Here is a 20,145-nt window from a genome sequence, read left to right as displayed (position 1 = left end):
TATCCGAAAACCGGGATTGCTCCCAGCTTTCGGATGGCACTATTACTACAATCAATCTACTTAGCTCCAAGTCCTGTCATGGGATCTTTTTTCATCCCATTCGGTAGTCGGGGCAAAGTAGGAGGAATCTGATTTGTGAAGGTGTTGCTTCACTACTTCATCATTTAATTCTATTCCCAACCCAGGTGCAGTCAAAGAAACAGGGGCATAACCTTTGACAATCATTTTGCTGCCATCAGTGGTTCTCACCATATCTTCCCACCAAGGGAGATCTACAGAATGGTGTTCCAAAGAAAGGAAATTCTGAGTTGCTGCTGCACAATGAACGTTTGCCATGAAGGAAACCGGCGTGCCTGCTTGGTGCATCGCCATAGCGATTCCAAACTCTTCTGCATAATCGCCAACCCTTTTTGTTTCTAACAAACCGCCCGATGAAGCAAGGTCCGGATGGACGATATCTACTGCATGGTTATGGATGAGGTCTTTGAAGTTTTCTAATAAGAAAATATCCTCTCCTGTAGTTGTTGGAGTTTCCAAGGCATCTGTGATCGTTTTATGCTGCTCGGTCCATTGCCAAGGCACCATGTCTTCCAACCAAGCCAAATTATATTTTTCCAATACTTTACCAAGTTTGATGCAGTTGTTGACATCAATGTGTCCATAGTGATCGGTAGAAATCGGAATTTCATAGCCAACCATTTCCCGTACACTGTGAACAATTTTTGCTAATTCATCCAGACCTTTTTCCGTGATCTGAACCCCTGTAAAGGCGTGTTTTGTATTTGCATAAGACATATAACCGCCTTGCCACTGACTTGAATTTTGGTTCAATATAGAAGTGTTGTTCAGCGTGCCGGGAATGTTTTTGACCTGATTGATGGATACGTCCATTTTGAGCCAAGAATATCCCTGTACCTCAGTACGGTATTTGATTTTCTCTTTTTGGTCTTCAGGAGTATCACCTGTAGGTGTATCTGCATAGAGCCTGACGCTATCTCTATATCTTCCTCCTAATAATTGCCATGCCGGTACATTGTAGGCTTTTCCACAAAGATCCCATAATGCCATTTCCACAGCACAGACACCACCAGCCTGACGGGCTTGTCCGCCAAACTGCTTGATGATTTTGAAAATCTTCTCCACATTACATGGGTTTTCTCCCAAAATTCTGCTTTTAAGCATCAGGGCATAGCGTGGGTCTGCTCCATCCCGGACTTCACCAAGGCCATATATACCTTGGTTGGTGTCTATTCTGATAATGGCTGTTCTGCCTAAGACAGTGGTGACACAATACCTGAGATCTGTGATTTTTAAATCAGAAGGGGCAGAGGCCTTTTGTACTTTTGAAGTGGTCTGCGCCATTGTGTCCTCAAAACTCAATCCCATGAGGGCGGTGAGGGACATTCCTCCCAAGGCAGTTTTTTTCAAAAAATCTCTTCTATTCGCTTTGGTGTCAATATGGTCGATTTCGGCCTGTCGCTGTACCGCATACTGCCGTTCCTGTTCCTTTTGATTTGAAATGATACTTTTTAAAGTGGTTTTCATGTTATTTATGGTTTATTGGTTAATTGTGCATGTATTAGTTTAGAATTTGGTGTTTAGTAGTTTCTCTCCTTGAGGTAATTATCCAATTCTTGCTTGGTCATAGGCAGCTTACCGGGGTAATTATTCAACCAAGCGAGAAAATCTTTTTTAATGGCTTCAGTCCATTCACTGTCTATTTCACCTGCTAGGTATTTTCCTTCGCGAAGCCTTAGATGTCCAAATTCATCTCTCAATCCTGTCACTTCCGATGTAAGTACCAAATCCTCTACCAAATGCGCAGGAATGAAAATCACACCATATTTTTTTGCAAGAACGACATCTCCGGGAAGTACGGTAGCCCTTCCTACCCTGATTGGGGCGTTGATGGAGGTTAGCATCATCTGATTGATGAAAGAAGGATCTTGGCCTTTGTGCCAAGCATTGAATCCTTTGATTTCAGATAGGCCTTCTTGGTCCCTGACAGATCCGTAAAAAATCACACCCCGTTTGGATTTGGCATAGATTGAATTCCCAAGATTATCTCCAATCAAAGTACCGTCAGCGATTTTTCCGTATCCGTCGGCCACGTATACATCGCCGTTTGTCAGGATATCAATCGGCCATGAATTGGTACCCCCTTTTGGAGAACGTCCTTCTTTGTTGACACCTTGTTCTTTTACCTGATTTTGAAGGTCAGGTCGCAAAGGCATATATTGGGCAGTCACAACCCGGCCTGTCATGGCTTCATCCTCTAGGATAATCTGCCAATTGCCCTCATATTGGTTTTGGTAGCCTTTGTTTCGCAACACTCCCCAAGCCTCTTCGATGGATATGTTTTTTAATCTTTCTAAAATCTGGTCAGAAACTTTTGGTCTTCCATCGGGAAACCTTTCTCCCTTCCATTCTGAAGTAAGGGCTTTGATATAATCGGGTGAAGAACCCACATTTTGTGCCTCCGCAAGCCCTGAAGTTAAAATCAAGGCTGTCAACAAAAGCATTATTGGAAATCTGTTTTTACGATTCATGGTTATTTGGTTTTTTTACATTATTCAAAAAACGGTAGGTCTTTAACCGCATATTTTTTCATTCCTTCTTCATTGATTTCCACCCCAATACCAGGTTTTTCTGAAAGTGTGATGAAACTATTTTCTGTTCTAGGACCATCATAGGTGACGATATCTTTCCAAAGTTGATCGGTATCCATATAAATCTGCCATTCCATTATCTGAAAATTAGGAACTGAAGCACAGACATGGCAACTTGCCATGGCCCCTAAGAAAGAGGCAACCATGTGTGGTGAGAATGGCACATAATAGAGATTTGCAAGGTTTGCGATCCTTTGTGCTTCACCTAGGCCTCCGGCTTTTTGGATATCAGGCATAATGATATCTACGGCAGATTCTGAAAGCAATCGTGTAAATCCATAAGCAAGATAAATATTCTCCCCCGTGCAGATAGGGGTAGAAGTCTGAGAGGTTATGGATTTGTAAACCTCAGGATTATCTGCAGGAATAGGTTCTTCCAGCCACATGAGGTTAAGGTCTTCGTACATTTGGGCCATTTTTAAGCCGGTAATGGCATCGTATCTCCCGTGCATGTCTACACAGATATCAATGTTTGGACCTACTTCCTGTCTGACAGCAGCGATGGCATTATACATTCTGTCAATTTCCATGGGATTTGCAGTCCAATTAAATCTATCATATTTGTTGGGATCTCTAGCGTCGTCTACATCGAATTTTACTGCATTATAGCCTCGGTCCACCGCACCTCTCGCTGCATTGGCGTAATCTTGAGGAGATGGGTTGGTAGAGGTATACAATGCTGTATCGCAATACACCCTTATTTTATCCCGGAATTTCCCACCTAATAATTGGTAAACAGGTACACCGAAAACCTTCCCTGTCAGATCCCAAAGTGCAGTTTCGATAGCGGTCATGACAGCTACAAAAACTCCCGACTGGGCACCACCAAAAAATGCCCCTTTTCTTAACTGTTCAGCTATTCTGTTGGGATTAAGAGGGCTTTGGCCTTTGATCATGTTTCCCATTCTTTTGACAAGGTGGTAAGTACCATGAATGGCATCTACTGCTTCACCACAACCCCAAACATCCTGGTTGGTATAAATTTTTACATAAAGAGCTCCCCTGACATAACCACATTTCACGTCTGTGATTTTGAGATCTGATGGATTGGAATAGGGGGATTGTCTGTCAACTGCAGCATTTAAGCCTTGTCCAAATGTCGAAAATAAGGCTCCACCTGTCAATCCTGCCACCAATCCTTTTTGAATGAATGACCTTCTGCTGTCTTTACTGTTTTTCATAATATGGGTTGTAATGTGATTTTTCTTCTGTTTTTTTGATGGATGATTTTTTGTCTAAAAGAATGGAGCGTCTGCTACAGCATACTTTCTTATGGCATCTTCATTTGGTGTGACTCCTACTCCCGGTCGGTCAGTAAGATGGATATAACCTTCTTTGATCAATGGTGCCTCTAGAATTAGCTCATCCCATTGTTTCCATTTGGAAAACCAATGCCATTCTAAACAAAGGAAATTGGAAATCGAAGCACAACAGTGACAAGCGGCCATAGCACCAAAAGGTGAGGCTACCATATGAGGTGCCACGGGAACATAATACAAATTTGCCAAGTTGGCAATCCGCTGACCTTCACCAATTCCCCCGCACTTATGTAGATCAGGCATGATGATATCAGCAGCTTTTTTCTCAAGAATTTTCCTAAAATCATGAGCCAGATACTGGTTTTCTCCGGTACAAATAGGGGTAGTGGTCTGGCTTGTGATTTCTCTTAGGCTATCGAGGTTTTCTGCAGGAATAGGTTCTTCCAAAAACATCAACTTGAATTGCTCCATTTCTTTGGCTATCTGAATTCCCGATGGCAAATCATACCTGCCGTGGGCATCAAGACAGAGGTCCATGTTCATGCCGATAGCTTCCCTTACAGCAGTGATCTGCTTGACCATCCTATCTATCTCTCCATTGGAAGCTGTCCTGTTAAACTCATCTTGTTTTGCTGGGTCAGCAGCCCAATCCAAATCAAACTTTATAGCTGAAAAACCTGCATTCTTTACCTCCATTGCACCTGCCGCCATGTCTTCAGGGCTTTCGGAACTGCTTGCACTGTCACAGTACAATCGGATTTTATCCCTAAACTTTCCCCCCATCAGCCTATATACAGGCTGGTTCATGGCTTTTCCGGCCAGGTCCCACAGTGCAATTTCAATTCCTGTAAGAACGGCTACAAACATTCCTCCTTGAGCACCGCTAAAGTGGCCTCTTCTCAAAATCTGTTCTACGATTTTATTGATTTCCAATGGGTTTTGACCAATCAAAAACTGAGTCATGTTATCCCAACCTTCAGTGCCTGAGGCTACCCCATAAGTTCCCCTGACTGCATCCATCGCTTCGCCATATCCTGTAATTCCCTGATTGGTGGTGAGCTTTACAAACATATGGGTACCATGACCTTTCATAAAGGCTGTTTTGACTCCTGTTATTTTGAGGTCGGATGGATTAGAATACTTAGGGCCTCGATCTACAGCTGCTACCAACTCCGAACCAAATCCCGGAATCAGGGCTGAAGTCGCAACCCCTGCCAAGAGGCTTTTTTGGATAAAAGATCTTCTGTTTTTGTCAGTTTTCATGCAGAGAGATTTTGGGTTGAAGGTTTACCAAGTCCTTTTCTTTAGGATTTCCTGAATCTGTTCTCTAGCAATGGGGAGCTCGTCGATGTGCTCATTGAGCCACTTTGAAAAATCCCTTTCTATATCATCAGACCACCTGGTATCTATCTGACCAGCGGTGTAGACGCCTGCTCTCAATCTTTCGTGGCCAAACATATCCCTAAGTCTGACTACTTCGGAAGTAATGACCACCTGCTCCACAAGATGCGGAGGAATGAAAGACACACCTCCATCTCTTCCCAACACCACATCACCTGCCATTACTGTGACTTGTCTTATCTTAGTAGGTTGGTTGATCCCTGTAAGCATCGTATTTAAATTTCCCTGCTGATTATGATGGGAGGGGTGGTAGCTTGTGAAATAAGAGGTAAACCCTCCGATTTCTTTTAATCCGGTAATATCTCTTATGGGGCCGTCATAGACAATTCCGTTTCCGGTTTTGGCATATATGGCATTTCCTACATTATCTCCAATAGTAGGGCCATCGACATGGATCCCAAACTGATCCGCCACATACACATCACCTTTTACAAGGATGTCTACAGGCCAGGAATTTTGCCCCCGTTTCCCTTCTTTTTTGCCCCTATCATCTATCGCATTATGGATATCAGGTCTTCCCGGTAAGAAAGTGGCTGTGACTGCTCTTCCTATAAGGATACTGTCGGGGTTAATGGTTTGCCAACCGTCTGCGTATTGGTATTTGTAGCCGGCATTTTTCATCACGGCCCAAGCCTCATCATGGGTGACAAGGCGCATACGCTTCAAAAGATCATCCGAAACCTTTGGACGTCCATCTTCAAATCGTTCTCCTTTCCATTCACGAGTGAGATATGTCAGCTCCTCTTTTGATATTTGTTGTGCTTGAATATTGCCAAGCATAATAAAACAGCAAAGCAGAACAGGGATTATTTTCCTAGTCATTTTGATTTGATAATTAGTGAAATTGATGATTGAGTAGAAAAATGAAGGCCCGGTCTATGCCGGACCTTCATTCTTAATTATTTATCCCACCAAACCTTTGTTTCAAGGTCATCTGTTCCTTGGGCAGCAATAGCTGCATTTACGTTTTCTGAATTCACAGAAATCTCGGAGTTAGGGTAGGTCAACCTGTTGATAAACAATACCTCTCTACCAGGGAATGGATTTGCGGTAAGTGCCGGGAAGCCGCTTCTTCGGAAGTTTGCAAATGCCTCTGGCCCGTTCATCAAAGAAGAAACCCAATACTGAGAATTGATTTGCTGAAGTGCAGTTGCCTCAGTCAAAGGGTTTGCTGTGATATATGCATCAATGTCTGCATCAGGAATTGTTGAGGCAGCGTCATGCAAGGCCATTTGTGCCATATGTGCCCTAACGCCAGCTTCAAAATATTCGGCTGCAGTCCCTGTTGTAACCCAACCTCTCTGTCTTGCTTCAGCAAGTAGAAGATTTGTCTGTGATGCAGTGACCATGAATCCCGGTGCAGTAATTTTTGCAACCCTTCTTCTGTCTACCTGACTGAAATCATAAAAACTTGCGAGTCCTAAATTTGCCGCTACTTGAACCGCACCTGCATTGTCGTTACCCATAGGCATCCCAATCTGAAGGGATGGATCAAAAGTTTGTCGGGCAGGCTGCTGCTCTGAACCTGATTTTGCACCCACGTACCTTACAGCAATCGCCCTTAACCTTGGGTCATTGGTGCTTTTTAGGAAATTTACAAATGGTTCAGTCATATAGAAGTTCGCTGCCTCAGTTGCATTCAAAGTATTTCCCGCTGGATTGACATAATTGGCATCGTGTACGATTACGGCATTGTCACTGTTAGAGATAATTACTCCTCCTGCAAACGCTTTTGCTACTGTCTGTTGTGCAAGGGTTGGATTTGCATTGCTCAATCTCATACCTGCTCTCAAAAGAAGTGAATAGCCAAACTTTTTCCACTTGGCAATATTTCCTGCGTAAAGGATATCAGCTGTTTCGACCCTGCCACTAGTATTAAGTGCAGCCGAGGCTTCTTCCAATTCCTTGATGAGGTCAGTATAAATTGATTCTTGTGTGTCATACTTTGGATAAAAGACCTGATCGCTAAATCCTGCACCTGCCTCTGCGTAAGGTATAGAACCATAAGAGTCAGTAAGAACCATAAATCCATAAGCCTGAATAATCCTTGTCATCTGCAAAAGGTTGCTTCTAGTAGGATCATCTTCAATTCTGGAAATGATATCCTTGGTATTTTTGATCACATTTCTATAATACTTCTGCCAGTTGTCTTGGGTGGATGCCCTGTTGTCCTGGTTGAAATTTGCACCTGTCAAAACACCTGAGTTTGGGGAAATGATTTGCTGAACGATACCCATTTCGTAAACCAACATTCCAAAAGAATTTGGTGATGAATTGATGGTAGCATTATTCAGCTGGAAAGCAGGATCGATTGAAGTAGCAGCAACTCTGTTGGTGTTTAGCTCATCAAAGTTTTGGTCACATGATGTACTGTAGCCTAGCATCAGCACAAGGAGGATAAAATTAAATATCTTTTTCATGGTAGCTCTGATTAAAATTTGACATTAAGATTGAAGCCTAGACCTCTTGTGGTTGGAAGTCCGGTGGATTCCATTCCGACAAGGTTATCTGAGGTATAACCAAATGATTCCGGATCAATGTTATCAACCCATTTCTTGATCATGAAAACATTGTTGGCCACAAGGTTTAGTCTGACAGCGCTCACTGGGAAATTTTTAGGGATGAATTTTGTGAAATCGTATCCCATGGTGATTTGTCTCAATTTCCAGAAACCGGAATTGTAAATAACCGGTTCTACCAAAGCTTGGGACCTTACTATTTCCCAATAAGACTGAACAGGTGCAACTGCAGTGTTTGTTTCGCCGGCTAGATTGACACCATTACCAACGACACCACCTTCACGGCCTTCGAGGGTCATTTTGTGCAATCCATGCCTTACAGCATTGAAGTTGGTCCCGGAAAGCATTTTTCCACCTAATCTGAAGTCAATCAAGAACGAAAGAGAAACTCCTTTATAATTGAATGCATTGTTTATACCACCTATCCATCTTGGAAGTGCACTTCCAAAATTAATCAGGTCTAAAGTTCTCAAAGGCAGTCCATTTGCACCGAAAATCTGTCTTCCCTGATCATCTCTTCTGTATCCAAATCCCGCAATTTGGCCCATTTCCTGACCTACGATCTGTCTTAATTCACCATTGAAGACGTGATTTCCTACTGTGATTCTCTCACCTGGGGTGTCAGTCAATAAGCTTAAAACCTCTGTGATATTGTAGGCCCCATTGAACGAAGCTTCCCAAGTGAAGTTTTCATTTTCTACAGGAACCACAGACAAGAGCATTTCTAGGCCTTTGTTTCTACTTTGTCCACTGTTGATAGAAGTATTCACAAAACCGGAGGCATCAGAAATCTGTGCACTTACGATCTGGTCACTGGTGAGCTTGTTGTAAGCTGCAAGGTCTAATGAAACTCTGCCTTGGAACATCTTCATCTCTAATCCGATTTCAGTCTCTGCCACTCGCATAGGTTTCAGATTAGGGTTGGGAAGTGTTCCGCCAAGAGGTCCACCGACAGGTTGGTTGTTGAATAAGTTGGCATTGACACCGTAGAAGAGCACATTAGAATATGGCCCCACATCAGAGTCACTTCCCACCTCAGCATAAGCCAATCTCAATTTTCCAAAATTCATCCAACCTGTTGTTCCGGTATTCTCTGTAAATACCCAGCTTGTAGATATTGAAGGGTACAGGATGCTTCTGTTTTCTGGAGAAAGAGTTGAAAACCAGTCGTTTCTTATGGTTCCGTTTACAAATAAGAATTTTTTATAAGAAAATTCAGCAAAACCGAAGAGTGAATTTACAGCCCTTTCAGACCTGTCAAAGATGGGGTCTTTTACCCTTCCATTTTGAACAGTGTAGAGGTCTCTCACAATAAAATCCCTTGCCTGTACATTGTTGACATCAAAGCTTCGCTGCATGTGGTTACCTCCGATATTGGCATTGATACTATAATCACCAAATTCTTTGTTTGCAGAAAGAATGAAATCAGCGTTTACTTCTCTAAACCTCCTTGACTCCTGGGTGTAAAGACCGTTTACAAATCCTGCAGGGGCAGCAGCCAAGGAGGCCTGACCTGTAGGGAAGTTGTTGTAATCCTGGTCTCTTGACCAATAATCCTGTCCAACACGCCCTTGGATATATAGCCATGGAGTTATGTCATATTTTACAGCCACATTTCCAAAAATCCTGTCCCTTTTAATATTATTAAACTGTTGGGCAAGGGTAAAATATGGATTGGTTCTGTTTCTGAATCTTGAATAAACTGCTTCGTTGCCGTTGGCATCAAATTTATTTTCATCCAATACGTTCAGAGGCATCGAATTGGCCATATTGTAAAGCGCCGTAGGAATAGAGTTATCTTGGTTTGCTACGTTTGGAGGGTTTTTATTATCCTCGATCGAGTAATTGATGTTTCCCTTGAAGTTTAACCTTTTGCTCAGTTGGTATCCAAAACCCAGATAAATAGTCTTTCTATTAAAGGAGTTATTGGGAACAATTCCCTTACTGTTTAGATCCGAGAAAGAGAAGCTAAGACCACCTTTGTCACTTGAGGAAGATAACATGATGGAGTTGGTAACATTCTGTCCATTTCTGAAGAAATCATTGATTATTCCTTTTACAGGTGCGTAGGGGACAGTGACACCATTAAAAAGAACCTGTGTCATACCCGGCGCAAATTTTTCTCCAAAGGACCATTGTCCTGAAGTAGGATTCGGGGTAGTCGGTCTTACACCTTGCTCGCCTTGTCCATACTCATATTGGTAATCTGTAAAATCCAAGGGGGTTTCATTGGTATAGTTCAGGTTATAAGTAACTCCTATTCCTTTTGATTCGCCTCTGGACTTGGTGTTGATCATGATAACCCCATCCTTGGCTCTTGATCCATAAAGTGCAGATGCTGCAGCACCTTTTAGAACAGTCATGCTTTCAATATCATCCGGGTTAATACTGCTGAGACCATCACCGCCATCAGAAGTTACACCACCACCTCTTACACCGATAGAATTGTCTGCACCACTGTTACCTGGATTTGTACCAAAGTTGGTGTTATCGATTGGGATACCATTGATTACTATCAAGGGATTGTTTTGACCCGAAATAGAAGATTGACCTCTGATCCTGATTTTGGTAGTTCCTCCTGGACCTGTTCCCATTGGGGAAATTGCCACGCCGGCGATTTTTCCCTGCAATGCATTCATGAAATTAGGTGTCCTGTTGATCGTCATTTCATCTGAACCAACGTTTGTCGCAGAATAACCAATACTTCTCGAAGTCTTTTGGATACCCAAAGCAGCTATAACCACTTCTTCAAGTGCTCTAGCTTCCTGTGCCATGACTACATTGATCACAGATTGGTTTCCGATTTCGATCCTTTGGGTTGCAAATCCAATGTAAGAAAATACAAGGGTTGAACCCTCAGGTACCGAGATCCTGTATTTTCCATCAATGTCCGAAACCGTTCCTAAAGTGGTGCCTTCAATTGAAATAGCGACACCCGGTATTGTTTCACCTGATTCACTCGTGATAGTTCCCGAGATTTCTACATCCACATCAGAAATTTCAATGTCAATTTTCTTTGTCGAAATATCTGGCGAAAGTGATTTTACGCTGATGACATTATTGACCTGCCTGAAGTGAAGGTTTTTTTTGCTGGCAATCTCTGTAAGAACCTCAGCTACTGTTCCATCTGAGGTCGAAAGCTCGATGTTAGAGTTGTTTTTTAAATTCTTTTCAGTATAAAAAAAGCTGTAATCTGTTTTGCTTTCAATTGCATTTAGGATGTTTTCCAAACTTCCTTTCCTGATTTCAAGTTTGATGTAAACTTCATCAATACTTTTTATCTGGTCCAAATTGCTGTTTGCAAAGACGTAATTTAAGCCTATGGTCATAAGAAACGCACTGAACATTGCACGTTTGAAGACCATAATCGTTGTTTGTCGTAGTGATTGTGACATATTTTGGGTTTTGTTAGTATCAATTATTGAATTATGGTACTTATTTCCCCTACATTTCTGATTAGATATGATCGGGAACAATCACCTCTATTTATAGAGGAAGATAGGATTGTCGGTGTTTTTTATGTTTCATAGGCATAGGTTAATTGAATTCAAGGATAACTTCATCTCCGTCTATTGTATAATCAAAATCAACAGAATAGCTAAGTACATTTAAGACATTGGATAAATACTCATGCGGTTTGAACGTCCCGGAACATTTGTATTCCGGTATTTTTTTACTTCCTATTACTTTAAATTCTACTCCGTACCACCTTTCAAGATCTTCTATAATCAGGTTGAAAGGTGTTTTTTCAAAATGAAGGATTCCGTCTTTCCAACTCAAAACATTGGAAACATCTACATTTTGTTTTTCTAGGGAGTTATCTTCCTCTGAAAAGTAGACAGCTTCTCCAGGTTGGATTTCAAGTAAATTTTTATCAAGGCTGTTTTCGACGCGAACTTTTCCTGTTGCTAAGGTTACCTGAATACTTGGATTCCCATCGTAGGCCTTGATATTGAAACTAGTCCCCAATGCAGTGGTAGTGATGTTATTTGTGATTACTTTAAATGGATATTCTTCGTCTCTGACGACATCAAAAAATCCCTCACCTTCTAAATTGATGGTCCTGTTTTGGGTAAAATCACTATCATATGTCAATTTGCTGTCAGCGTTCAACACCACTGTCGAACCGTCGGGAAGGGAAATAATTTTCTTATTTCCTCTTGGGGTCAACCTTTCAATAGTTTTGACTTCTATGGCCGCAATGGTATCGACACTATCATTGGAGAGACTATCAAAATAAAAAACATAGCTTGCGGAAAGGAGAAGAACCAAAGTGGCAGCTATTCCTGTCAATGTCCAAATAGTTTTTGACCTGTCTTTTGGATTTTTTGTCGGAGAAAATGAAATTTGTTTGGTTTGATGCTCATTTTTTGCAATTACAAAAATGTGTGGGTCTGCTTTCTCCGGAGCTTCATCTGTGTTTTTCAATTCATCTGACCATACATCCTCAATGATGGCATTGTATGTCGCTTCACCGGCAGGGGAATCCAACCAGTTCAAAAAATCTTTTGCTTCTTTTTTTGAAAGTTTTCCCTCAAAAAATCTATCAATATCCTGTTTGCTGTAACTCATTAAATTTCTCTTTGCTATATATAGCTTGGTCAGAGAGGATTTACTTAGTCCGCAATCAAAAATATTTTAATTTTTTTTCAAAAGAAGAAATTTTAGGAAGGATATATAGCTAGAGATGATTATAAAAAGTAGTATATCACCCCAATTACCAAAGATTTGATGGCTATTAAGTACTTCTTTTGTAGCTTATTCTTAATGGCCTTTGTTGCCACATAAATATGACTTTCTACTGTTCTTTTTGAAATACCTAATTTTTCAGCGATTTCTCCTGCATGGAGGTTTTCATAATTTTTCATTTTGAAAATCTCCTTTTGTGTTTTGGGTAATTTTTCGATTTCAGAAATTGAAATTCTCTCAAATTCTGAATACTCAATATCTAACTCAGTTTCATTGCTTTCTAATTCCTGAGTAGACAGCGTGTAGACTTCAAATGCAATCCTCTTCGCCTCCTTCTTAGACTTTTTGATGATTAAGGATTTGAGGATGCTAAGGAGATAGGCATTGAAAGAAAACTCAGAGTTGAGGTTTTGCCTGTTTTTCCATATGATCAAAAATACTTCCTGTACAATTTCTTCCGCATCTTCTGTAGAAAGGTTCATTTTTTTTGAAGTAAAAAAAACCTTGGACCTAAAAAAATCATAGAGCAACGAAAAAGCTTTTTCATCACCTTCCCTGAGTCTTGAGACTGCTGAAGGAATATCAAATGCTTTTTCTTTATTCATATTTAAGAAAATAAGTAATTGAATTAAAGGAACGGATAAATAGTGAGTCTAACAACGATATTTTTACATAATATTAATCGGTGAAATAATATTCCGTATTCGATTAACAACTCAATATAATTACGCTTTCTAAAAAAATCAATAGTCTCGTGTAATTCCGGGTGGATTTGATCAACCTGAGGTAGAATAGTATGGTTAAAAGGAAAAAAAAATCAAAAAACCTCGTCAAATTTCGATGAGTTTATAAAAATAATAAGTCCTGAATTTTTCAGGACTTTATAAAACTTAATCTTCAGGATAAGGTATATACACGAAACTTGTAAAGACCCCATCCATTACAAAGAGGCAACAGAACTCATCGGGGTCTTTGTAAGCAGCCTTAAATTCATCCAATAATTCCTCAGCTATAAGTTTCCTTTGTAAAAATTCATCTACGTAGGTGATGAAATAATTCCAATCCAAGTCTTTTTCCACTTTGCCCAAAAGCAATTTTCCAATAGGCTGTACATCTTTTGAAATAGGAAAGATCGGAAAGTCAGAGAATTTTCTACTTCTGACCTGATAGGAAGCTTCTTTAAGGATATCCGAAACTTTGACAAAGTCTTTGGTAATGGTTCCAAGATATTTGCCGCTTAGTTCGGGATCATTGAAATCTGAAATCATGGTTTTAAAGTTAAGCGTACTACATTTTCTACATGATAGGTATGGGGAAACATATCCACCGGCTGGATTTTATCTACCGAATATTTCTCTGATAGCCAAGCCACATCCCTCGCTTGGGTGGCTGGGTTGCAGCTTACATACACGATTTTTGGAGCTTCCAGTTTCAATAACATTTTGACCACATCCTCGTGCATCCCTGCCCTCGGAGGATCGGTGATGACGACATCAGGTTTTGGATGGTTTTTTGCAAAATCTTCAGTCAGAATATCCTTCAGGTCACCTGCATAAAACTGGGTATTTTCTATTCCATTCACTGTGGCGTTTAGCTTTGCATCTTCGATGGCAGCCTCGACATATTCTATCCCTATGACCTGTTTTGCGTTTTTGGCCACAAAATTTGCAATTGTGCCTGTACCGGTATAAAGGTCAAAAACCACTTCATTGCCCTGAAGGCCGGCAAAATCTCTTGCAACCTTATAAAGTTCGTAAGCCTGTTCGGAATTGGTCTGGTAAAAAGATTTGGGACCGATCCGGAATTTGAGGCCTTCCATTTCTTCCTCTATGTAGTCCTTGCCTGAAAAGGTGATGACATCAAGGTCGTTGAAGGTTTCGTTCTTTTTCAGGTTGATGATATAAAGTAAGGAAGTGATCTGGGGGAATTTTTGCTGAAGAAATTTCATGACTTTATTGACAGACTCCATGTCATCCTCGCCAAATTGGACAATGACCATTGATTCACCTGTACTCGTGGTTCTGATAATCAGGTTTCTCAGAAGTCCGACCTGATTTCGGATGTCATAGAAGGAGAGTTTTTCTTCCAAGGCAAAGTCTCTCACCGCTATACGGACTTCATTGGAAATATTTCCCTGAAGATAGCAATGATCGATATCTATTATTTTGTCAAACATCTTGGGAATATGAAACCCCAAGGCATTTCTTTCAAATTGGGCCCCGGAATTGATTTCTTCTCTCGTCAGCCAACGGTTGTTGGAAAATGTAAAGTCAAGTTTGTTGCGGTAGTATTGTGTTTTTGCCGAGCCAAGAATTGGCAATACTTCAGGAATTTCTACTTTGGCTATCCTTTCAAACTGATCGACAACTTGCTGTCTTTTGTAATTTTTCTGTAAATCGTAATTGATATGTTGCCATTTGCAACCTCCGCAAGTTCCAAAGTGAGAACAAAAAGGTTCGATTCTGTCTTTAGAATATTCATGAAATCTAATGGCTTCCCCCTCCATGAAGGAGCTTTTTCCTCTGCTGATGCGGACATCCACCAAATCACCGGGAGCTGTATTCTGTACAAAAACCACTTTTCCCTCATGATGTGCTACACATTTACCTTCCGCCGCTATCCTTTCAATCCTCAGGTTAGGGATTACTTTATTTTTCATCTTTCTTGACATGGGCGCAAAAATAAGGTTTTGGCTCGGAAGATTGGAGAAATGAAAAATTAAAATCTCAAGCTAAACCAATCCTGATTCCTGAAAGCCACGATATGATCTATCTTCCTAAAAACATCTGATCTGATTGCAAGCCTTCAAGTCGAATTTTTATCTTTAAGCTTTCAAACCCACATCCATGAAATTAAAAGATAAAGTTGTCATTGTGACCGGAGCTACTTCAGGAATAGGAGAGGCTTGCGCATTGGTTTTTGGAAAAGCAGGCTGCAAGGTCGTAATCACCGGAAGGTCTCAGGCCAAATTGGACAATGCCTTAGATTTGCTCAGAAAGTCAGGAATAGACGCTTATGGGATTTTGGCGGATGCAGGTTCGGAATCAGACAATAAAAAAATAGCTGAGGAGACAATCGGGCATTTCGGTAGAATCGACATCCTGATCAACAATGCCGGGATCTCGATGCGGGCATTATTTGAAGATTTAGATATGGAGGTTTTCAGAAAAGTGATGGATACAAATTTTTGGGGTACAGTCTACGCGTCCAAATATTGCCTTCCTCATATTCTTAAATATAAAGGATCGATAGTAGGGGTCTCTTCTATCAACGGCTATCGAGGTACTCCTGCCCGAACAGCCTATACAGCAAGCAAATATGCGATGAATGGTTTTTTTGAATCCCTAAGGACGGAGGTGATGAAAAGGGGAGTTCATGTCTTGGTGGCTTGCCCGGGTTTTACTGCATCAAATATCCGCAATAATGCACTGACCGCCGACGGAACTGTTCAGGGAGAATCGCCCAGAGAGGAAGAAAAAATGATGACATCAGAGGAAGTTGCCCAAGAAATTTTCCAAGCGACCATCAAAAGAAAAAGGGATATTGTACTTACAAGGCAGGGGAAATTGGCTGTGTTTCTGAATAAATGGATGCCGGGAATCATGGATGGGATTGTGTATAATCACATGGCCAAAGAAAAAGATTCCCCTTTCAAATAAACCCATGCTCAAGGATATCCTTCAGATTTATCTCAATAGGTTATTGGACCTTTCCAGCAGGAACCGGTCGATATACCTGCCCCGATTGATTCCCAATCAGATGATAGATTTGAATGACCTGGATTTTTTAAACCACCAACCGGCTTTTGGGCTCATTGAAGCAATTTTGGGCAAAGACAAAAATATTTCATTGATTCCTTTGGCTGATCCACGTGATTCAAAAGTCAATCTGCTATCCCAAAGGCTCAACAGGCTTGAGCACCTCGTCAAAACTGCTGAAACCGAAACGGGCGAAAAGAGCCTTTTTGTGGGTTGGCCATTTGTAGAAGGGAAATTACTCAATGACCAAGTAATCAGATGCCCTTTGATTTTCTTTCCGGTAGAATTGGAGAAAATGGAAAATCGGTGGATTTTGACCCGAAATGCCGGTGATGTCCCCTTATTCAACAAAGCTTTTTTGTTGGCATATGCCCATATTTATGGCAAAGCCCACAATTATTTCGGAGAGGAAAACCCTTTGGAAAATTTCTCAACCGATCCAATAGGTTTCCGGAATGATTTGTATGCTTTGCTCAAAGAAGAGTTTTTTTTGAACTTCAGTTCTGAATTATACGAAAACAAGATTTCCACTATTCCCGAATCTTCTAAGTCCCTGGACGAGGAGAAACTCAAAACCGGAAAACTTCAATTAAGGCCCTACGGCGTTTTGGGCCAGTTTTCTCAGAAAGCAAGTTTTTTGATTCAGGATTATGAAGACCTGATAGCAGGAGAGGAGTTCCCTGATTTGGAATCTTTATTTCATAAATGGTTTGCACCGGAAGAGGAGCAACCAATATCTGTCCGTGAAGACCAGCTTTACACTGTTTTTCCGGTGGATGCGAGTCAGGAGGAAGTCATCAAATCAGTAAGAGAAGGAAGATCCTGCGTAGTGGAAGGCCCTCCGGGTACCGGAAAATCCCAACTCATCAGTAACCTTGCCATTGATTTTATATCGAGGGGAAAAAAAGTGCTCATCGTTTCACAAAAACGAGCTGCCTTGGATGTGGTGTTTAAAAGGTTGTCAAATGAAGGATTTGGTTCTTTTTTGTCTTTGGTACATGATTTTCGGGCCGACAGAAAGGCTTTATATAAAAAGATACAGGATCAAATCCTGTCTTTGGATAGGTATCAGGAGTTGAATAGGGGTATTGATGCTATTCAGTTGGAAAGGCAGTTTTCTCAATATTCAAGACTGATAGATTACCAAAGTGACTATTTCTCGAGTTTGAAAAAAGCCCTCTACAATACGGAAGAATGTGGTGTACCGGTAAAAGAACTTTATCTAGGTTCCAAATTGTCCGATGAGGCATTTGACATGACCCAATATTACAGAAGGTTTCACGCGGGAATGGTAAATGATTTTTTAAGGGATTTCAAATCTTATTCCGGTTTTTATAGAAGCTATCAAAACCCTGAGTCCTTTTGGCTCCACAGGGTTGATTTTAGTAGTTTTGAACCGGCTGTGTCCAAAAGGATTGAGGAAGTCATGTCTGAGATTCATCTACTAAAGCAAAGTTTTGAAGGTGATTTTACAGGCCTTGATTCATTTGAGTCATCATTTTTATTTTCCTTTTATGAGCAAAAACAAAAGATCCAAGATTTATTGAAGCTCCTGAAGCAAGAGCAAAACTTGCACCTATTTTGGGCCTTAAAAAATTTACCTGAAAGTGAAGTGGATCTTCTTTGGCTCGAGCATAAGCTTGATGCTATCAAGTTCCTTTTATCCGAAGAAGGGGTGGAATGGCAAAGTGAGGACGGAAAGACTGAAAACCTCCTCCGGCTTTCTTTAGAGTTTTTGGAAAGAAAAAAAGGCTGGAGAAGGAATATTCCCTTGTTCTGGAAAAAGAAAAGATTCCAAAGTATTTACCATTTATTGGCTAAAAATAAGTTACAATCCAATGCTGTGGGGGTGAATACTTTGATCAAAAAGCTTGAAAACCGATTGAATCTAAACCATCAATATTCTCTTTTGATAGAAAAAGACTGGATTGAGTTACCTGAAAAACCTTTTGACTTTATTTCCTTTAACCATGTATCAGATTTATATAAAGAGACGGTTAAGGCCAAAAACATATATCATGAATTTGGCGCTTTGACAGAGGTTTTGACAGAAAAGCTGGATTCTGGAATTGGTTTTTTAGGAAGGCTCAATTTGATTTTAAAAAATATTGAAGAGTTAGAGGCGAAAATTCCCTATTGGTCCCTTTACCTGAGTAAAATTCAGATTCAACATCTTTTTACAGAGAGAACGGGAGAAGGGATTTTATCTCTCAAATCCCAGGTAAATGAGGTCTTTCCTGATATCGTGACATTCGATAGGTTGCGAAACCGACTGAAGGATCAGGATATCCAAGTCATGGAAAAAATCCTTGTAACGAATCCGAAAAGGGAATTTGATAGTCTTAAAAATCTGTTTTTATCAGGCCTAAAACTTAGCTGGATAGGCCATATTGAGACCAAATATCCTTTGCTTCAGGATGTGGTCACACCAAAAACCAATCAGACCCAAGAAGAATTGATGGAGGCAGTTTTGGAAAAATGGAAACTGTCCAGATACATTGCCGAAATCAGGTTAAGGGAAAACACTTACAAAAACCTTGAATACAACAGACTTGGGAATCTTTTGACATACCGTGAACTTTCCCATCAGGTAGGTAAGCAGAAGAGAATCTGGAGCATTAAAAAATTGGTGGAAAATTTCGAAAGGGAAATATTCCAATTGGTACCCTGTTGGCTTGCTTCACCGGAGACTGTATCCGCGCTTTTTCCATTGAAGCAATCTTTTGATCTTGTAATTTTTGATGAATCCTCACAATGTTATGTTGAGCGTGGACTTCCGGCAATGCTGAGGGGGAAACAGACAGTCATAGCCGGAGATTCCAATCAACTGAGGCCGTTTGACCTGTATCAGGTGAGGCTGGAAACTGACGAGGAGGGTATCGAAACAGAGACCGAATCATTGCTTGAACTTGCGTCTGCCTATTTTAAGAAATTTTGGTTACAGGGACATTATAGAAGTGAGCAACTGCCCCTTATTCATTTTTCTAATCAGATTTTTTATGAAAATAGGCTGAAAATGTTGGCCAGAATGGAATTAGTCAATGAAGCGAAAAATCCATTCAAATGGAAGTATGTAGATGGTATTTGGGAGAAACAAGTTAATGTGAGGGAAGCAGAAGCGGTATTGGAGGAAATAAAGTTGATTCAGGAAATCGATCCACAGCAAAGTATCGGGGTGATCACTTTCAATTTTTTTCAAATGGAATATATCCGTGAACTCGTATTCAAAGAAAATGTGATCCAACAAGAAAACATCTCCATCAAGAATATTGAAAATGTGCAGGGGGACGAATTTGACAGGGTGATATTTTGTATAGGATATGCCAAGAATAAAAAAGGAAAACTCATTGCCAACTTTGGGATGCTTTCCAAAAAAGGCGGGATCAATAGGTTGAATGTGGCAATCTCAAGGGCCAAAAAAGAAATCACTGTCATCAGTAGCATCAAACCTACTGATTTTAATGCCGATCAATTGAAAAATGAGGGAATCAAATTACTCAGGGATTATCTCAATTTTGTTATTGATATTTCTAAAGGAAAGGCCTTCGAAATACCTGTTCAGGTTCCCCACAGATTTGAAACCGGCTGGTCTTTGAAAGACAAGATTGAGGGGGATAACCAAGGATTTTCATTAGAAAAATTCCCCTCCTCTACATGGATGGATCTTGCAGTCAAAATCAATGATCAATATCGGGAAGCATTGGTCACTGATGACCAAAGGTTGTATGACGCCTCTAGCGCTAAAGAAGCATTTGTATATCATCCACTTCAGTTGAAGGAAAAAGGATGGCCATACAGGTTTTATTACAGCAGGCAATATTGGATGGATAGACCAATATTGGGAGATTGA

13 protein-coding genes are annotated in these 20,145 nt (G+C 40.7%); 2 read left to right on the top strand and 11 right to left on the bottom strand.

Annotation, left to right across the window (positions count from 1 at the left end; all coding sequences use genetic code 11):
- Positions 1 to 60: 60 nt before the first annotated feature.
- From MMU07_RS10725 to rlmD, 11 genes are all read right to left on the bottom strand, one after another.
- Positions 61 to 1,545 carry a mandelate racemase/muconate lactonizing enzyme family protein gene (locus MMU07_RS10725; protein WP_241125874.1) on the bottom strand — a complete coding sequence of 495 codons (1,485 nt, stop codon included), beginning with the start codon at positions 1,543 to 1,545 and terminating at the stop codon, positions 61 to 63.
- A 53-nt stretch (positions 1,546 to 1,598) separates the two neighbouring features.
- A complete protein-coding gene (locus MMU07_RS10720) occupies positions 1,599 to 2,549 on the bottom strand; it encodes an RraA family protein (protein ID WP_241125873.1) in 951 nt (316 codons plus the stop codon).
- Between the two features lie 20 nt (positions 2,550 to 2,569).
- Positions 2,570 to 3,850, bottom strand: a complete 1,281-nt coding sequence (locus tag MMU07_RS10715; protein WP_241125872.1) for a mandelate racemase/muconate lactonizing enzyme family protein — start codon at positions 3,848 to 3,850, stop codon at positions 2,570 to 2,572.
- Positions 3,851 to 3,904: 54 nt separating this feature from the next.
- The gene (locus MMU07_RS10710; RefSeq protein WP_241125871.1) at positions 3,905 to 5,191 is read right to left on the bottom strand and encodes a mandelate racemase/muconate lactonizing enzyme family protein; all 1,287 of its coding nucleotides are present in this window, start codon (positions 5,189 to 5,191) and stop codon (positions 3,905 to 3,907) included.
- A gap of 24 nt (positions 5,192 to 5,215) precedes the next feature.
- Positions 5,216 to 6,151, bottom strand: a complete 936-nt coding sequence (locus MMU07_RS10705; RefSeq protein ID WP_241125870.1) for an RraA family protein — start codon at positions 6,149 to 6,151, stop codon at positions 5,216 to 5,218.
- A gap of 77 nt (positions 6,152 to 6,228) precedes the next feature.
- Positions 6,229 to 7,749: a SusD/RagB family nutrient-binding outer membrane lipoprotein gene (locus MMU07_RS10700; RefSeq protein ID WP_241125869.1), complete on the bottom strand. Its 1,521-nt coding sequence runs from the start codon at positions 7,747 to 7,749 to the stop codon at positions 6,229 to 6,231.
- 11 nt (positions 7,750 to 7,760) lie between these two features.
- Positions 7,761 to 11,243 (bottom strand): SusC/RagA family TonB-linked outer membrane protein, encoded by a 3,483-nt coding sequence (locus tag MMU07_RS10695; protein WP_241125868.1) that lies wholly within the window; start codon positions 11,241 to 11,243, stop codon positions 7,761 to 7,763.
- A gap of 142 nt (positions 11,244 to 11,385) precedes the next feature.
- Positions 11,386 to 12,420: a FecR family protein gene (locus MMU07_RS10690; RefSeq protein ID WP_241125867.1), complete on the bottom strand. Its 1,035-nt coding sequence runs from the start codon at positions 12,418 to 12,420 to the stop codon at positions 11,386 to 11,388.
- Between the two features lie 119 nt (positions 12,421 to 12,539).
- Positions 12,540 to 13,142 (bottom strand): sigma-70 family RNA polymerase sigma factor, encoded by a 603-nt coding sequence (locus tag MMU07_RS10685; RefSeq protein ID WP_241125866.1) that lies wholly within the window; start codon positions 13,140 to 13,142, stop codon positions 12,540 to 12,542.
- Between the two features lie 285 nt (positions 13,143 to 13,427).
- Positions 13,428 to 13,805, bottom strand: a complete 378-nt coding sequence (locus tag MMU07_RS10680) for a hypothetical protein (RefSeq protein WP_241125865.1) — start codon at positions 13,803 to 13,805, stop codon at positions 13,428 to 13,430.
- Positions 13,802 to 15,208 carry a 23S rRNA (uracil(1939)-C(5))-methyltransferase RlmD gene (gene rlmD / locus MMU07_RS10675; protein WP_241125864.1) on the bottom strand — a complete coding sequence of 469 codons (1,407 nt, stop codon included), beginning with the start codon at positions 15,206 to 15,208 and terminating at the stop codon, positions 13,802 to 13,804. Before rlmD ends, MMU07_RS10680 begins: the two co-directional genes overlap by 4 nt.
- 175 nt (positions 15,209 to 15,383) lie before the next feature.
- Here rlmD and MMU07_RS10670 point away from each other — a divergent pair, with 175 nt between their 5' ends.
- Together MMU07_RS10670 and MMU07_RS10665 are read left to right on the top strand one after the other, a co-directional pair.
- Positions 15,384 to 16,196: an SDR family oxidoreductase gene (locus tag MMU07_RS10670; RefSeq protein ID WP_241125863.1), complete on the top strand. Its 813-nt coding sequence runs from the start codon at positions 15,384 to 15,386 to the stop codon at positions 16,194 to 16,196.
- A 4-nt stretch (positions 16,197 to 16,200) separates the two neighbouring features.
- A complete protein-coding gene (locus MMU07_RS10665) occupies positions 16,201 to 20,145 on the top strand; it encodes an AAA domain-containing protein (protein WP_241125862.1) in 3,945 nt (1,314 codons plus the stop codon).

Origin of the sequence: Cognataquiflexum nitidum, assembly GCF_022538055.1 — a bacterium.
Taxonomy (GTDB): domain Bacteria; phylum Bacteroidota; class Bacteroidia; order Cytophagales; family Cyclobacteriaceae; genus Cognataquiflexum; species Cognataquiflexum nitidum.
The sequence above is the reverse complement of the archived record's forward strand: the minus strand, read 5'-3'. Positions and strand labels throughout refer to the sequence as shown.

Bases quoted from the DNA above. Each gene is read 5' to 3' on its own strand.
- MMU07_RS10725 (WP_241125874.1), bottom strand. From the start codon at position 1,545: ATGAAAACCACTTTAAAAAGTATCATTTCAAATCAAAAGGAACAGGAA.
- rlmD (WP_241125864.1), bottom strand. From the start codon at position 15,208: ATGTCAAGAAAGATGAAAAATAAAGTAATCCCTAACCTGAGGATTGAA.
- MMU07_RS10685 (WP_241125866.1), bottom strand. From the start codon at position 13,142: ATGAATAAAGAAAAAGCATTTGATATTCCTTCAGCAGTCTCAAGACTC.
- MMU07_RS10705 (WP_241125870.1), bottom strand. From the start codon at position 6,151: ATGACTAGGAAAATAATCCCTGTTCTGCTTTGCTGTTTTATTATGCTT.
- MMU07_RS10720 (WP_241125873.1), bottom strand. From the start codon at position 2,549: ATGAATCGTAAAAACAGATTTCCAATAATGCTTTTGTTGACAGCCTTG.
- MMU07_RS10715 (WP_241125872.1), bottom strand. From the start codon at position 3,850: ATGAAAAACAGTAAAGACAGCAGAAGGTCATTCATTCAAAAAGGATTG.
- MMU07_RS10670 (WP_241125863.1), top strand. From the start codon at position 15,384: ATGAAATTAAAAGATAAAGTTGTCATTGTGACCGGAGCTACTTCAGGA.
- MMU07_RS10710 (WP_241125871.1), bottom strand. From the start codon at position 5,191: ATGAAAACTGACAAAAACAGAAGATCTTTTATCCAAAAAAGCCTCTTG.
- MMU07_RS10690 (WP_241125867.1), bottom strand. From the start codon at position 12,420: ATGAGTTACAGCAAACAGGATATTGATAGATTTTTTGAGGGAAAACTT.
- MMU07_RS10695 (WP_241125868.1), bottom strand. From the start codon at position 11,243: ATGTCACAATCACTACGACAAACAACGATTATGGTCTTCAAACGTGCA.
- MMU07_RS10665 (WP_241125862.1), top strand. From the start codon at position 16,201: ATGCTCAAGGATATCCTTCAGATTTATCTCAATAGGTTATTGGACCTT.
- MMU07_RS10680 (WP_241125865.1), bottom strand. From the start codon at position 13,805: ATGATTTCAGATTTCAATGATCCCGAACTAAGCGGCAAATATCTTGGA.
- MMU07_RS10700 (WP_241125869.1), bottom strand. From the start codon at position 7,749: ATGAAAAAGATATTTAATTTTATCCTCCTTGTGCTGATGCTAGGCTAC.